Annotated in this window: 15 protein-coding genes; 4 read left to right on the plus strand and 11 right to left on the minus strand. The window is 40.6% G+C overall.

The window, feature by feature from the left end:
- Window positions 1-83: 83 nt before the first annotated feature.
- On the minus strand, window positions 84-2138 hold the full coding sequence (locus QZ576_RS00465; protein WP_297093283.1) for a BatA domain-containing protein: 2055 nt from the start codon (window positions 2136-2138) through the stop codon (window positions 84-86).
- A gap of 41 nt (window positions 2139-2179) precedes the next feature.
- On the minus strand, window positions 2180-3157 hold the full coding sequence (locus tag QZ576_RS00470; RefSeq protein WP_297093284.1) for an isoaspartyl peptidase/L-asparaginase family protein: 978 nt from the start codon (window positions 3155-3157) through the stop codon (window positions 2180-2182).
- 196 nt (window positions 3158-3353) lie between these two features.
- Here QZ576_RS00470 and QZ576_RS00475 point away from each other — a divergent pair, with 196 nt between their 5' ends.
- Window positions 3354-4232, plus strand: coding sequence for a MerR family transcriptional regulator (locus tag QZ576_RS00475; protein ID WP_297093285.1), 879 nt, complete (start codon window positions 3354-3356; stop codon window positions 4230-4232).
- A 414-nt stretch (window positions 4233-4646) separates the two neighbouring features.
- Here the strand turns inward: QZ576_RS00475 and QZ576_RS00480 are convergent, their stop codons facing one another.
- A complete protein-coding gene (locus QZ576_RS00480; protein WP_297093287.1) occupies window positions 4647-5162 on the minus strand; it encodes a hypothetical protein in 516 nt (171 codons plus the stop codon).
- A 144-nt stretch (window positions 5163-5306) separates the two neighbouring features.
- Here QZ576_RS00480 and QZ576_RS00485 point away from each other — a divergent pair, with 144 nt between their 5' ends.
- A complete protein-coding gene (locus QZ576_RS00485) occupies window positions 5307-5897 on the plus strand; it encodes a porin family protein (RefSeq protein ID WP_297093289.1) in 591 nt (196 codons plus the stop codon).
- A gap of 102 nt (window positions 5898-5999) precedes the next feature.
- Here QZ576_RS00485 and QZ576_RS00490 read toward each other — a convergent pair whose 3' ends face one another.
- From QZ576_RS00490 to dapB, 7 genes are all read right to left on the minus strand, one after another.
- Entirely contained in the window at window positions 6000-7013 is a 1014-nt protein-coding gene (locus tag QZ576_RS00490; RefSeq protein WP_297093291.1) for an aldo/keto reductase, read from the minus strand.
- Between the two features lie 173 nt (window positions 7014-7186).
- Window positions 7187-7621: a pyridoxamine 5'-phosphate oxidase family protein gene (locus QZ576_RS00495; protein WP_297093294.1), complete on the minus strand. Its 435-nt coding sequence runs from the start codon at window positions 7619-7621 to the stop codon at window positions 7187-7189.
- A 118-nt stretch (window positions 7622-7739) separates the two neighbouring features.
- Window positions 7740-7997, minus strand: coding sequence for a transporter suffix domain-containing protein (locus QZ576_RS00500; RefSeq protein WP_297093296.1), 258 nt, complete (start codon window positions 7995-7997; stop codon window positions 7740-7742).
- A gap of 165 nt (window positions 7998-8162) precedes the next feature.
- Complete coding sequence (locus QZ576_RS00505) at window positions 8163-8804, minus strand: WbqC family protein (protein WP_297093298.1); 642 nt, start codon at window positions 8802-8804, stop codon at window positions 8163-8165.
- 2 nt (window positions 8805-8806) lie between these two features.
- Window positions 8807-9157 carry a lipopolysaccharide assembly LapA domain-containing protein gene (locus tag QZ576_RS00510; protein WP_297093300.1) on the minus strand — a complete coding sequence of 117 codons (351 nt, stop codon included), beginning with the start codon at window positions 9155-9157 and terminating at the stop codon, window positions 8807-8809.
- Between the two features lie 92 nt (window positions 9158-9249).
- On the minus strand, window positions 9250-10590 hold the full coding sequence (lepB, locus tag QZ576_RS00515; protein ID WP_297093302.1) for a signal peptidase I: 1341 nt from the start codon (window positions 10588-10590) through the stop codon (window positions 9250-9252).
- 11 nt (window positions 10591-10601) lie between these two features.
- Window positions 10602-11318 carry a 4-hydroxy-tetrahydrodipicolinate reductase gene (gene dapB, locus QZ576_RS00520; protein WP_297093304.1) on the minus strand — a complete coding sequence of 239 codons (717 nt, stop codon included), beginning with the start codon at window positions 11316-11318 and terminating at the stop codon, window positions 10602-10604.
- Between the two features lie 196 nt (window positions 11319-11514).
- Between dapB and QZ576_RS00525 the strand changes: the two genes are divergently transcribed.
- Both QZ576_RS00525 and QZ576_RS00530 read left to right on the plus strand, forming a co-directional pair.
- Window positions 11515-12348, plus strand: a complete 834-nt coding sequence (locus QZ576_RS00525; RefSeq protein WP_297093306.1) for an HAD-IIB family hydrolase — start codon at window positions 11515-11517, stop codon at window positions 12346-12348.
- 33 nt (window positions 12349-12381) lie between these two features.
- On the plus strand, window positions 12382-13260 hold the full coding sequence (locus QZ576_RS00530; RefSeq protein WP_297093309.1) for a hypothetical protein: 879 nt from the start codon (window positions 12382-12384) through the stop codon (window positions 13258-13260).
- A gap of 97 nt (window positions 13261-13357) precedes the next feature.
- Here QZ576_RS00530 and QZ576_RS00535 read toward each other — a convergent pair whose 3' ends face one another.
- On the minus strand, window positions 13358-14077 hold the full coding sequence (locus QZ576_RS00535) for a nucleotidyltransferase family protein (RefSeq protein WP_297093311.1): 720 nt from the start codon (window positions 14075-14077) through the stop codon (window positions 13358-13360).
- Window positions 14078-14134: the final 57 nt, after the last annotated feature.

The following is a 14134-nucleotide window of genomic DNA, read 5'->3' on the forward strand; positions in this document are numbered from 1 at the left end:
TTTGCGCCGAAAAAGCAACGGGAGTGGTGGTGTTAAAAAGCAGTGAGAAAAATCAGCTATTTGGGCTGATATGAGTGTTTCTCCTATTTCCAGAAACGTGCGATGAGCACCTCGCAAAGAATAAAGAACAATGCCAGCAATAAACACCATTTCCATAGTTGACGACCATTCTGAATGTCGTCGAATATTTCTGAAAAATTTCGGTCAACTTCTTCAATAACCGTTGCATTGCTTAGCTGATTGGTTTGCAGTCGGGTGTTGATTTCGTTGGTTTGGAAATAACGCAAATCCGATTCTAAACGATTGTAATTAAACGCCATTGATGCAATGGTGTTATCGTCGTTTTCAATCAGGTAATGACCGTCGGTAGTTATTTGCTCGCCAAACTCGAGGCGTATATTTCTGCCGTTTATATTTTTTACAGGAATAAATTTATCGCCTGTTCCGGCATGCTCGATTTCGATGGACGAGTTTAGATCAACAGTAAGGTTTCTGGGAAGGTTGATATAGCTGTTTTTACCAACAATGAATGACATTTCCTGCTTGGGTAAACTATTCAGAACAATATTATAAAGCGTTGGTACAAACAACACATCGCGGGCAAACGACTCGTTTTTTTGCGATAACGGAAATGCAAATACCCACACTTTGCCGTCCTGGTAATTAAGCTGCGAAAGTGCTTTGTCTCCATTTTGAAATGCCAGCAGTGTGTGTTCATCGGTTTGCATGGTTTGAGCAAAACGGAAGTGACCATTAACTTGTGGCAAAACCGGATTTTCTTCCCGCTTTTTAAAAACATCGGCATAAAACTTATTCTCGTAATCAATTGCAGAAATATCTTGTTTTGTGGAATCGATACGAGCCATCCGATTGGCTCCAAAAGTTCCCAGCAATCGGTTAGCGGCACTCATGTCATTTATCCATTTCGGAAACAAAACTACTGAAGTTCCGCCGCTTACAACAGATTCCAGCTCGTTTAACAGGCCGCTTGAGAAATTATCAATGTTCAGCAAAAATATGGTGTTGTAGTCGCTCAATCGGTTGGCTTGCAGGTTTTGCCGGTTCATTTCGTCGAGCACCACGTAATCGTCATTATTGAATAAGGCGCGTAAATAATTCAGGCCTTCCTGCGAATCGGCAGCATCGGTGAAAAGTGCCAGTGCTTTTAATTTCGGCTCAACAAAATAGCTGATGTACCAATTGTTATCGTGCGTAAACGGATAATCGGTAATCTCAATTTTTCCCAATTGCGATCCACTGCTTGTATTGTTGTATTTCAGGTTGGCAATAATTTCGTTTTGCGCCACAACGGAGAAATTGGTAATCGATTTTATCGAATCGTTCAGAAACAGCTTCAAAGGCAAATTTTGGTAATTCTGGTTTGAGCTGTTTTTAATCCGCACGAACATATTTTCTTCCTGTCCCAAACGGTGAGCCGGATATTCCACCCAGCACGAATCGATATAAAGATTGGCAACTTCGTTAGGAACCAACGGCAGGTAATAGCTGAAAATTCCGTTGTCCGAGAAATTATCGATGTCGGTAATACTGCGCTGAAAATCGGAAATAAAGTACAGGTTTTTATCAGCTTCGTTTTCGTCCATTTCGCTGGCAAAGCGGTTGTAAATAATCGAGAGCGGCACCACGGTCGGGCTGGCCTGAATTCCTGAAACCTGCTGAATAAACTGTTCCTTATTAAAAATATGCTGGTGTTTCGGATTTAAATCGTTGGTAAATAACCTGAATTTTGTTCCGGGAGGGTAGGCCATACAAATTTCGAGGGCTTTGTTGCGCGCCACTTCCAGTAGCTGTCCCTGTTCCGAGAGCGCATTCATCGAAAATGAATTGTCGATGTAAACGGCTACCAACTGTTTGCTTTGTTTCTGGGCATCGTTGTTGGTAGGAATAAACGGTTGGGCAAACGCAAAAACCAGGAAAATTAGGGTAAGAATTCGTGCGGCAAGAAGGAGTAATTGTTTTAGTCTCGATTTTTTTTTCGATTCTTTTTTGATGTCCTTTAAAAAACTGACGTTGCTAAAATACACGGTTTTGTAGCGCTTGAAGCTAAACAAGTGTATCAAAATTGGAATGGCAACTGCCAGTAGTGCAAACAAAAATGTTGGATAAAGAAACTTCATGCCGGTTTTTCGTTGTGTCTATTTTGTTGGGACAACAGTTTTTATTCGTTTTTAAAAATAGCAATTTCTTTTTCGCCGCTTGATTTTATGTAACCGCGAAACATTCCGCTGGTGTTAAATTCCATGGCAATATTACCATCAGCATCAACACCAATAACGCCGCCGGTGCCTTCAAGTTCGCTCAGTTTGTCGATTTCTTTTTTACAGGCTTCAGTAACACTCAGGTTTTGGTATTCCATCATAGCCGAAATATCGCGTGCAAAACCCAGCCGAATGTAATATTCGCCATGACCGGTGCACGAAACAGCGCATGTTTTATTGTTGGCGTAAGTGCCCGCTCCAATAATTGGAGAGTCGCCAATTCGGCCAAATTTTTTGTTGGTCATTCCGCCGGTTGATGTTCCCGCGCACAAATTTCCGTACGTATCGAGAACAGCACATCCAACCGTTCCGGTATTGTCTTTTTGAGTACGCTCGCGTTCGTGTTTCAATAAACTTTGCAGCGACTGGTAACGGCGCTCGGTATAAAAATATTTATTGGGAACGATTTCAAGTCCCTGTTGTTTGGCAAACTCCGATGCCCCTTTGCCGCTCAGCATTACATGTTCCGAGTTTACCATCACTTCGCGTGCCGCATTTATCGGGTTTTTAATATCCTGCACACCGGCAACAGCTCCGGCATTTAGTCTTTTGCCTTCCATTATGGAGGCATCCAGCTCGTTTACTCCGTCGTGTGTAAATACGGCTCCTTTGCCGGCATTAAAAAGCGGCGAGTTTTCCATCACGTTAATAACTTTCACCACAACATCGGTAGCTGCAGCGCCATCTTTTAGCATTTGTTCGCCTAACTCAAGCGCTTCGTTCAACTTGGCTTTGTACTCGGCGCGGGCCTCTTCATTCATTTTGTCTTTCGACATAACGCCGGCTCCTCCGTGAATAACAATGGCGTATTTCTGAGCATGAACAGAGAGTAAACCTGCCACGAAAAACAGGGCGAGAAATAAAGTTCGTTTTAACATAGTGTGCAATTTCTTACAAAAATGACATAAAATTTAAAATGCTGAAGCATTCAATCTACATTCTTTTAAAAATTAATTTATGCAGCAATATATTATAATTTTGTTTATTATTTGTAGTTTTAAGCTTAAACAAAAAACCTGTTGCCGATGTTGTTAAGATAGTTTATATACGCATGACAACATAATTTCCAGAGAAATGAAAACAGAAGGATATTCAATAAAAGATTTGGAGACCTTATCGGGTATTAAGGCGCACACCATACGAATTTGGGAGAAAAGGTATGATTTGCTGAAGCCTGAACGAACCGATACAAATATTAGGTATTACACCGACGATGATTTGAAACGAATGTTGAATGTTTCGTTATTGGTGCGCAATGGGTACAAAATTTCGAAAGTTGCTGCCTGGCAAGAAGACGACATAAAACAAACCGTGCTTGATGTTGCAAAAACAAAAAAGTCTGAAGAAGGTTATGTCGATCAGCTTTTACTTTTTATGGTAAATTTTGATAATGTTGGTTTTACAGCGCAGGTTAACGAGATTATTGAAAAATACGGTCTTGAAGAGGCCATGCAAAATATTTTCTTCGCCTTATTCGAGCGCATTGGCACTTTCTGGCAGGTTGGTTCAATTTTCCCGGCGCAGGAACATTACATCACCAGTTTTATTCGCCAGAAGATTATTGCAGCTATTGATGCGCATGGAATTACCAATACGAAGCAAAAGACCATTCTGCTTTATCTTCCTGAGGAGGAATTACACGAACTGAGTTTGTTGTTTTATTCGTATCTGGCTTTAACGGCGGGGTACAATGTAATTTATTTGGGGCAGTTTGTGCCGTTTGACGATCTTGAAAAACTTCGGTCTCATGTGGAGCTGGATTTTATTTTTACCGCATTTATCAGTCCGATTCAAAAAGAAGATCTGGAAAATTACCTGGAGAAATTAAAAGAATTATATCAGCACCAAAAGGTGTTTATAACCGGTTGGCAGGTGAAAGAACATACTCCGAAATTGCCCCGGAATTTTAAGGTAGTTAAAGATTATCGTGAGTTTAAAAAGTACCTCGGATAAGGTGCTGAAATTAATCGGGATAGTGGTTTTTGTGTTTACTCGTGGCAAAAACATTCACCCAAATCAGAAATAACAATAGCAAAAGCAATATGGCTATCGATGTGTAGATAATAATCGTGTAAAGTCTTTGATTATCAAATGCTATTGGAAAAAACAGGACTATCGATGTTAGAACAGTAACCACGCCAACAACGGTCCCTACGTTATTTTTTAAGATTTTCATTTCCCCTCCTTGTATGATTTACAATTTAAGGAAAATAACAACTTAAGTCAATCAAAAACAGTAAAATAAACTTTTGTTTTATCACCATGCTATTAACAATCTCAAATGGGTAAGAGCTTGCCCAAATTGTAATTGTACACGAGATTTCCTGAAAATGTTATGGGGGAAGAGTTTTGAGTGTTTCACGGATACTATTTTTCTTCGGAAGAGGTGTTGGCTTCCAGTGTCATTCCGGGGTAAAGACTGAAACGTTTTACATCGGTGGTGAAAATTTCAATCATTTCATCATCATCGCTTTGCGGTGTATTGCTGAAATACAGATTATAGGCGGCATGCATGGGAACCATTACTTTGCAGTTCAATTTTGGAGGAATACGAATATCCATGAAGTCGCAGTAATTTTGGTTGTCCCAAACCAAATCAGTCAACATATTCACGTAAATCGTGTCGTTTGTTGGGTTTATCAGCTTAAGCTTTTTAAATTGTTGGTCAGAGGGCACATATTCTACTTCGCATTCCAACATCGCGCCAACAAAAGCACTTCCAATTCCCACCATTATCTCACCAACAACATTTCCTCCGTGCGTTGAAATCAATTCTTTTTGTCGCTCGTAACTCGATTTATCATAAATGTATTTGGGGCTCGAGCAGCTTTGAAAAAGTAGAAGGATGCTTAAAATCAGCAGATATGGTAGGCGTTTTTTCATGGTTAATTTGTTTTGTAAGTTGATTTAGCAATTTTCGTGCCTCATTTTCCGCCGAAAAGGTTCGGGCATATTCATAAAAACTCCGTATACTTGAAACAGAATTTTAACGTTATAATCAAAACACTAAACAAAAACACAATAGTTATGAAACGACTACTTTTTGCTTCTCTCTTTGTTTTAATCGCATCAATTGGTTTTGCCCAGCCAGTTTTCGACTTGGGGGTGAAAGCCGGTATGCATTACTCAAACATGAGTCTTGACGGGGAATTTGATCTGAGTTCAGATGCTATTACAAAAGTACACTGGGGCGCATTTGGCCGCGTTGGATTTAATCGGCTGTATATTCAGCCCGAAGTTTATTTTAGTAAAAAAGGTGGCGATCTGTCGTATGAACCTCTTAGCTTAGCAGGTGGTTTCGATTACAAAAACGTAGATGTACCTGTTCTTTTAGGATACAAACTGGTAAAAAGCTCTATGATCGATTTTCGGGTTATGGCCGGACCGGTATTTAGTTTTGTAACCGATGCCAATTACCCCAACGAGCTTGATCCTTATTTGCACGATGAGTTTTTTAACAAGCATTTATTTGGGGTGCAATACGGTTTGGGTGTTGATGTTTTATTCTTTACGCTTGATGCCCGCATGGAACACTCCAGCAAAATTTACGATGATCCGGATTTGATTAACGGAAATTCAACATCGTTTATACTCACGCTAGGTTTTAAAATATTGTAACTACGATACAAAAGGCTTCGATTTTTTCGAAGCCTTTTTTTTACCTTATTGATAAACGTTTTCTGACTGTTAGAACGTGTTTATATATATATCAATTGGAATTCAATGAACCAACTCTTTTTTCAGAATTGCTTTTATTTCTCCCATTTGGCTTTCGGTGAGTGCCCCAAACTCTAAAGCACCGGCATTTTCTTCTACCTGTTCTACTGTTTTAAATCCCGGAATTGGAATGGTTCGTTTGTTTTTACCCCATATCCACGACAGGGCTCCCTGTGCCAGTGTGCGGCCATCGCTTCTTAGAATATCGCCAATGGCTTCAAGTTCTTTCAGAAGCGTTGCCTTTGGTTTTCCTTCTTCGAAGAACATATAATATTCATCCCCCAAAAGATGTATTATTGAGCGACAGTCATCATCGGCCACGATGGATTGGTCGTTGTATTTTCCGGTAAGAACGCCCATTGCCAGTGGCCCGCGGTTAATGCTGGCCAGCTTTCGGTCTTTGCAGAGTTTTAGGATTTTTTTGTTGCCCACAAATACATTCAGTTCGTGCTGAACGGCTATGCAGTTATCTCCATCGGCGAAAAAAGCGGCACGTTCTTCATCGTCGGTGCTCCAACCGTAACCTCTTATTTTTCCTTCTTGTACCAGGTCTTCCAGCGTGTCGCGAACAAGTCCTGCAGCTTCGAGGTTTAGATTGGCAATGTGCAGCTGGTATAAATCGATGTAATCGGTTTTCAGGCGCGCAAGACTGCTTTCCAACGCTTTTCGGGTGTATTCAGATGTTACTTTTGTGCCCATTACTGCTTCTCGCGTTTTGGGATTATAACCCATGCCAAATTTCGTGGCAATCACTAATTTATCGCGACGGCCTTTAATGACCTGCGAAATTAATTTCTCGGAATGGCCCGCACCATAAACATCGGCTGTGTCGATAAAATTGATGCCCATTTCAATTCCTTTTTTCAAGGCTCGTATCGATTCCGCATCGTCTACTTTTCCCCAGCCAAGCGGCAAAGATTGAAGATTTGTTGGTCCTCCAATGGCCCAGCAGCCCAGTCCCATGGCACTTACTTCAATACCCGAATGTCCCAGTTTTCTTTTAAAATTGTTTTCCATAATTCAAGCTTTAATTTGATACATATTCCACTTCGTTATCAGGTTGTATAATTGTACCTGCTTTTATTTTCGTGATATTTATCCTGGAATTTATCATCAACGCTTACACCTTTATCCATGAATATGGTAACCGGTTTTATCACAAAATGGGGAATAAACAGGGCGAATAAGAATCAGAAAACTGTGTGTTCCACGTTTTCTTCATTCATAACATCGCTCAATGTCCAAAAATGCACATCGCCGGCAGTAACCTTAAAAATTTCGCTAATAGGCTCCAGATCATAACCTGAGATATCGTCCAGGTAGAGGCGTTCTTCGTGTAATTTATGTATCATTTTCGGATCATATACAAATTCAACCGTACCTGTTAAACGCATTTGTTTGGCCTGCGCCAAATCTTTTGGATTGTTGTAAAAACAAATCTCAACTTTTGGGTTGTGGTGAAGTTGTTTCGACATGTCTTTTGGAGAGAGTGTACCGAAATAAAAACCTGTTTTATCGGCAAAATACATAAGAACTGTTCGTACCCGTGGCTGGTCGCCCTCGCAGGTTGCCAACGAGCAAACCGGGTTTGCTGTGGCGAACGAAATGTAATCATTTATATTCATGGCTAAAGATTTTTGGTGTAAGACATAAGTTACAAAAAATCAGCATGAAATGCAAGATGTTCGAGTGCTCCGAAGACGAAAAGTTCAAGAGGTTTTACACTGCGGAAATTTCAGAATTTTATCCGTTTTGTTCCTTCTTTTTAAACCAGTTTACCGGGTTTAATTGCTTTTTGTATTTGGTGAACAGTTCTTTCCCAACCAACAGACCACCGGCCCAAAAAACAACTTCCATCAGTATAAAACTGGTTGTTGATGCAGCCACTTTGGTTTTGGTAGGCAAATCAAAAAACGGAATGATCAATGTGGCGGCAAAGAATACCCCTGAAAAGATCATTAAGAAAATCCCGATTTTTATCTGACTGTTTTTTCTACCCATAAAATCCAAAACAGCAAAAGCGGGCGATTGTTTCTTTCACTACCGATTATTAAAAACATTAAGCCATTGGTTCGCGCACTCCCAATGACTTTGTTTTTATATATCGGCATTTAACCAATTTGAAAATAATTCAAAATAGCTTAATCATTTTCATAATTGGTATAATTATTTCTTCTGCATACTTTGTAACAGAATGGTGTAAGCATTTGGCCCTTCGTTAAAAAGCAGATCGAGGATGCTTAAATTTGGCTGGAATCCATATTTTTCCGAGAACACCTGTGTGTAGGTTTGTGGTTGAAATGCAGTATCGGGATTGTGTTTCAGTTTTGGTGAGATTCCATCGCGCAAATTGAAGGTGTTTTCAGGTACTTGCTCAAAGTCATCGGTTAAGCGGATTTTATTTTCAATCTCGAAAAAATCGCAGAGTTGCTCGTGTATTTGCTGGTTATAGTCGAGCAGGTATTTGGTTTTGCTCTCGAAAAACGGATACAATTCATCCTGGTAATACTCGAAATACGGCGACGAGTTGTAGGCAGAAACAATGGTTTGCCAGTGGGTGTGTTGCCAGTTTTCGTCGTAGGATATTTGCAGATCCTTGATCAGCACTTTTGGCCCGCGACCTTTTACCACAGGAATAACCAACGAAATTGGCCCGTTTCCTCCCAATATCTGGCAACGGTTGCGGTAGGTTTGTTTGGTGAAGTTCTCGAATTGCTCGATGTAAACTTCCGAGTGGTGTAAATAGCGTGTATAAAAGTGTACCGGAGCAAAATAGGCAGTGCTCAGTAAAAGTGCGTTGTTATCCATGTTTAATCTTTAAAAAAAGTATCGTCAGAATCGTCGTCATCGTCCAGCTCAATTCCTTCCGGATCGCTTTCTTCTTCCGGCTTTTGTGGATTGTCCATCTGATGCAATTCCTGCAGTTCTGAGTTGAATTTCAGCATTTGTTTGTATTCGCGTTTAACCTTCCAAAGGCGCGGATAAAAATAAAATGCCGAGATTAAATATCCCAGAAAAATACAGCTTAATAAAACCAGCACCAGCGGAGCATCTTTTATTTCCCAGAAAAATATATTGAGGGTGATGTCCATGGCATTTTGCAGGGTGAAAATTACCAGCAAAACGGCCAGAATCAGGAGAATTACAACGATTAACTGCATAATTGATGGTTTTCAAGTATCAATTCCGAAAGTATAAAAAAAGGATAACAGTTGCCTGCTATCCTTTAAACGAATATAATTTGTATTAATTGTTAATGCACTTTGGTAAACAGACGGTTAAATCGGATGTTGGCCGGGAAACCCTTGTCTTTATCCAGCGAAAGCCAGATAAATTTAGCTTTTCCAACCACGTGATCTTCAGGCACAAAACCCCAGTAGCGCGAGTCGGCCGAGTTGTGGCGGTTGTCACCCATCATCCAGTAATAGTCCATTTTAAACGTGTAGCTTGTGGCTACTTCTCCGTTAATTTTTATCTGATCGCCGTTTACTTCCAAATCGTTCGCTTCGTAAATGTCGATTATCCGTTCGTAAATTGGTAAATTATCAACGGTAAGATCGATGGTTTCTCCTTTCGATGGAATTGTTAGCGGACCAAAATTGTCAACATTCCAGGGGTAACGCTCGTCGGTTGGGAAAATAGCACGTTCCCAGTCTCCGGGTTCTTCCAACATTTTTTCAACCGAAGTAACATTGGCAAATTCTTTAATTTGTTCAGCTGCTTTTTCGGTTAGTGGCAATAAATATTGTTTGCTCGAGAAAGTATTACGGTCAGCTTCCGAAATGTGCAGTCGGTCGAGTGCTTTCGGGTTAATGGCTGTTCCGTTGGTTTCAACCAGGTAATTGTACTGAACGCCGTCGAATTTTTTCTGCTCTTCGTCGTTAACGTACAACTGACCCATTTTAATTTCGATTTTGTCGCCCGGAATTCCTACACATCGTTTAATGTAGTTTTCGCGTTTGTCAACCGGCCGCGAAATAATATCGCCAAAATGTCTTTTATCGCTCCAAACCCGGTTTCGTCCGTACGATCTAATCAACTGGTAGTAACTCTGCGTAGGTGCACCCAAAGCTACAGTGTCGCCTTCCGGAAAATGGAAAACAACAACGTCGTTATTCTTTACATCGGTAAAACCTGCCAGCCGTTTGTATGGTCGCTGAATGGCTTCAGAGTATGATTTTCCGCCAACAATAGGCATGGTATTGTGCACAAACGGAAACGACAGCGGTGTGTTTGGCGTTTTAGGCCCGTAAGCCGTTTTACTTACAAACAGGTAATCGCCCACCAACATCGATTTTTCCATCGACGAAGTTGGAATGGTGTATGCTTCGATAAAAAACATACGAATAAAAGTAGCCGCAATTACCGCGAAAATAATAGCGTCGACCCATTCAACAACTTTGGTTTGTTTCCCGTTAGGCGGGTTTTTCTTTTTCCAAAATGCCCAATGTACTTTTTCGGTAATGTAGATGTCGAAAATTATGGCCAGTCCCAGAAACCAAAGGTAGCTTCCCAGCCAGATTACCCAAAGCGAGTAAAGTATTCCTACAGTGATGAATTTAAACCACTTATTTGTTAGGATCGAACGTATCATTAATTCTTATTTTATAATTTTAGTAAGTCTTTCATTGTCAGAATGCCTTTGTTATCAAGGCAATATTCGGCTGCCAACACGGCGCCCGATGCAAAACCTGTACGACTTTTTGCACTGTGCGTGATCTCGATAAAGTCGATTTCTGATTCGTATTTTACGGTGTGGATACCGGGTACTTGTCCAACGCGCTCCGATTTTATATTCATTTCGTTATCAGCAGGAGTTTTATCATTCACCCAACCATCTTTTGCCGGCAGGTTTTCAATGATATCTTCGGCCAAGCTGATTGCAGTTCCGCTTGGTGCATCCAGTTTTTTTGTGTGGTGAACTTCTGTCATTTCAACACCATATTCTGAACGCGGCGCCATTAATTCCGCCAGTTTTTTATTCAGCTCGAAAAACAGGTTTACACCCACCGAAAAGTTACTTCCATAAAAAAATGTACCATCAGTTTCGGCACATTTGCTATACACTTCGTCTTTTTTATCGAGCCAGCCGGTTGTTCCGCTAACAACGGGAATGCCCGCCTCGAAACACAATTTATAATTATTTACTGCCGATGCAGGAATAGTAAATTCAATGGCAACATCGCATTTTTTGAGATTCTCTACTGTAAGGTCGTTTTGATTATCGAGATCGATGGTGAGGCCAATTTCGTGACCGCGTGACACCGCGATTTTCTCAATTTCCTTTCCCATTCTCCCGTAGCCAATTAGTGCAATTCTCATTATTTTGCTGATTATCTGTTTTTAGAATAAGCCACAAATATAAAACAATACTCAAATGTAGCCATAGTAGTTCCGCACTTAAAATTATTTCGATGAACACAAGCGGAAAAGGGGTGAACAGGGTTAACGGAAATTTAAAGCCGTGAATATTCAGATAATTGATTTTTGTCTAATTTTATCGAGATAATTGAAGGAGATGAAGAATATAAAACTGGTTGCAACTGATTTGGATGGTACTTTTCTGAAAAACGACCGTACCGTTAGTGCTGCAAATATTGAGGCTTTGCACAAACTGGGCGAGAAACAGATCGTTCGGGTTGCGGCAACGGGCCGGAATTTGCAGAAAGTAAAAGATGTGTTGCAGCCCGAACTGCCTTTCGATTATGTGGTGTTTTCGTCGGGTGCCGGAGTCTACAACTGGCAAAAAAAGGAACTAATTGCCAACCAGAATATAAAAGTGTCATCGGCAAAAAAACTGCTTACTCATTTCGTTAAGCAAGATGTAAATTTTCATGCTTTTTACCCGGTTCCTGATAATCACAAACATTATTATTACCGCGGGAAGGACGATTGCGAGGAGTTTGAACGTTACTTTAAATTTAATGTAGCGCATGCCGAAGCTTTAAAAACCGACGATTTGCCAAAAGGTGAATTGTGCCAGTTCCTGATCATTATTAAGCAGGACGAAGAGCGGTTTAATCGTCTGAAAAAGGAGATTGAAGCCTTGTGTCCCGAGATCCGGGTTATTCGTGCATCGTCGCCAATTACGCCGGGGTTTATATGGATTGAGGTGTTTCATCATTCGGTATCGAAAGGAAATGGTGTGAATGAAATATGCAAGCGATTGGGAATTTCGAAAGACGAAACTATGGGGCTGGGGAACGATTACAACGATTTTGATTTGCTGGAATTTACCATGCACTCGTTTTTAACCGACAACTCGCCACACGAAATAAAAGATAAATATCCGATCATCCCGAGTAATGAAAACGATGCTTTTGCGTTTTCGGTTCGGTCGTTATTGACTTAAAATCTCTCTTATTCAATCAGAAAATTCTATCCAGTGAAAGTTTGTGGTTTTACATTTATCCGAAATGCCGAAAAGTTTGATTTCCCGATTATTGAAGCAATAACTTCTGTTTTGCCCATTTGCGATCATTTTGTGGTTGCCGTTGGAAAATCGGAAGACAACACCCGAAAAATTATTGAAGACATCGATCCGGAAAAGATCAGTGTTGTTGACACGGTTTGGGATGACAAGCTGCGTGAAGGTGGCTTTGTTTATGCCGACGAAACCAATAAAGCTTTGGATGCTATTCCTGATGAATACGACTGGTGTTTTTACATTCAGGGCGATGAGGTGGTGCATGAAAAATATTTGCCGGTAATTAAAAATGCCATGGAAAACAACCTCGAACGAAAGGAAGTTGAAGGCCTGTTGTTCCGCTACCGGCATTTTTACGGGACTTACGATTATGTGGGCGATTGCCGACACTGGTACCGTAACGAGATTCGGGTAATCCGGAATGATAAATCCATTCGTTCGTATAAAGATGCGCAGGGATTTCGGAAAAACGATGAGAAGTTAAAAGTGGTTCCGGTTGATGCTGAAATTTATCATTATGGTTGGGTGCGCCATCCAAAATTTATGCAGGAAAAGGTTGATTCGGTAAAAGCATTTTACCACGGAATATCTGAGGAAGAAGCACAAAAAAAAGCATCGGAACAGGAATTTAACTATGGTGCAGAATACGATGCGCTTACCCGTTTTGAAGGAACACAGCCCAAAGTTATGCAAGACAGAATCAAACGATTAAACTGGGAGGTTAAGGTGGATACCGATAAAATTCAAATGAAATTTAAGTACCGCTTATTATATCGCATCGAAAAGTTATTTGGGGTGCGTTTATTTGAGTACCGGAATTATAAGTTACTGAAGTAGTCTTTGTCATTTCGAAGGAGGCACGACTGAGAAATCTGTATCTTTTCTGCAGTTGGTTAAAGATTTCTCTCCGTCAGTTGACGGATCGAAATGACACCTATTTGAATAACTCCCTTGCTTCCTCTAGCTGAGCAGGTTTCCCAACATCCATCCACATTTCAGAAGTGTCGAAGTAGCCTTTTATGCTTTTAGTTTTTGCCAGTTCGAGGTAACCCTGAATGATTGAAAAACGATCTTCTTCGGGCATAAAATCAAAGATCTCCGGCTCTACAATGTGTATTCCGCTAAAAGCCATTTCCTTCGCTTCCTGGAAATTTTCAGGCCGCGAAATTTTTGTTTCGCCTGTTTTTTTATTGATCCAGCCCACAAGGTTATGCTCTGAATCGAACTTGAAATATCGCTGAGTTTCACGTTGCCGAACAACTAAAGTTGCAATCGCTTCTGATTTGGTATGCTCCGCAAAAACGTCCTGCAGGTTAATGCTGCTCAGAATATCTACATTATAAATAAGTATCGGTTCGTCGGGAGAAAAAAGGTGTTTGGCAAATTTTAATCCGCCACCTGTTTCCAAAAGTTTGTCGCTTTCGTCTGAGATTAGAACCGGAACACCCCAGTTTTTACTTTTAATAAAATCAATTACCTGAGGAGCAAAGTGATGAACGTTAACAACAATTCTCGTTGCTCCTTCGGCACTCAGTTTCTCGATGGCGCGCTGCAACAACGGTTTCCCGCCAACTTCAACCAAAGCTTTTGGTTTATCGGCCGTTTCGTCTTTTAAACGAGTGCCCAAACCGGCGGCGAATAGCATTGCTTGCATATTTCGAACTTTAAGGATTTGAATTTCGAATGATGATTAACGAATTATGATTTTAGA

Origin of the sequence: uncultured Draconibacterium sp., assembly GCF_913060805.1 — a bacterium.
Taxonomy (GTDB): Bacteria; Bacteroidota; Bacteroidia; order Bacteroidales; family Prolixibacteraceae; genus Draconibacterium.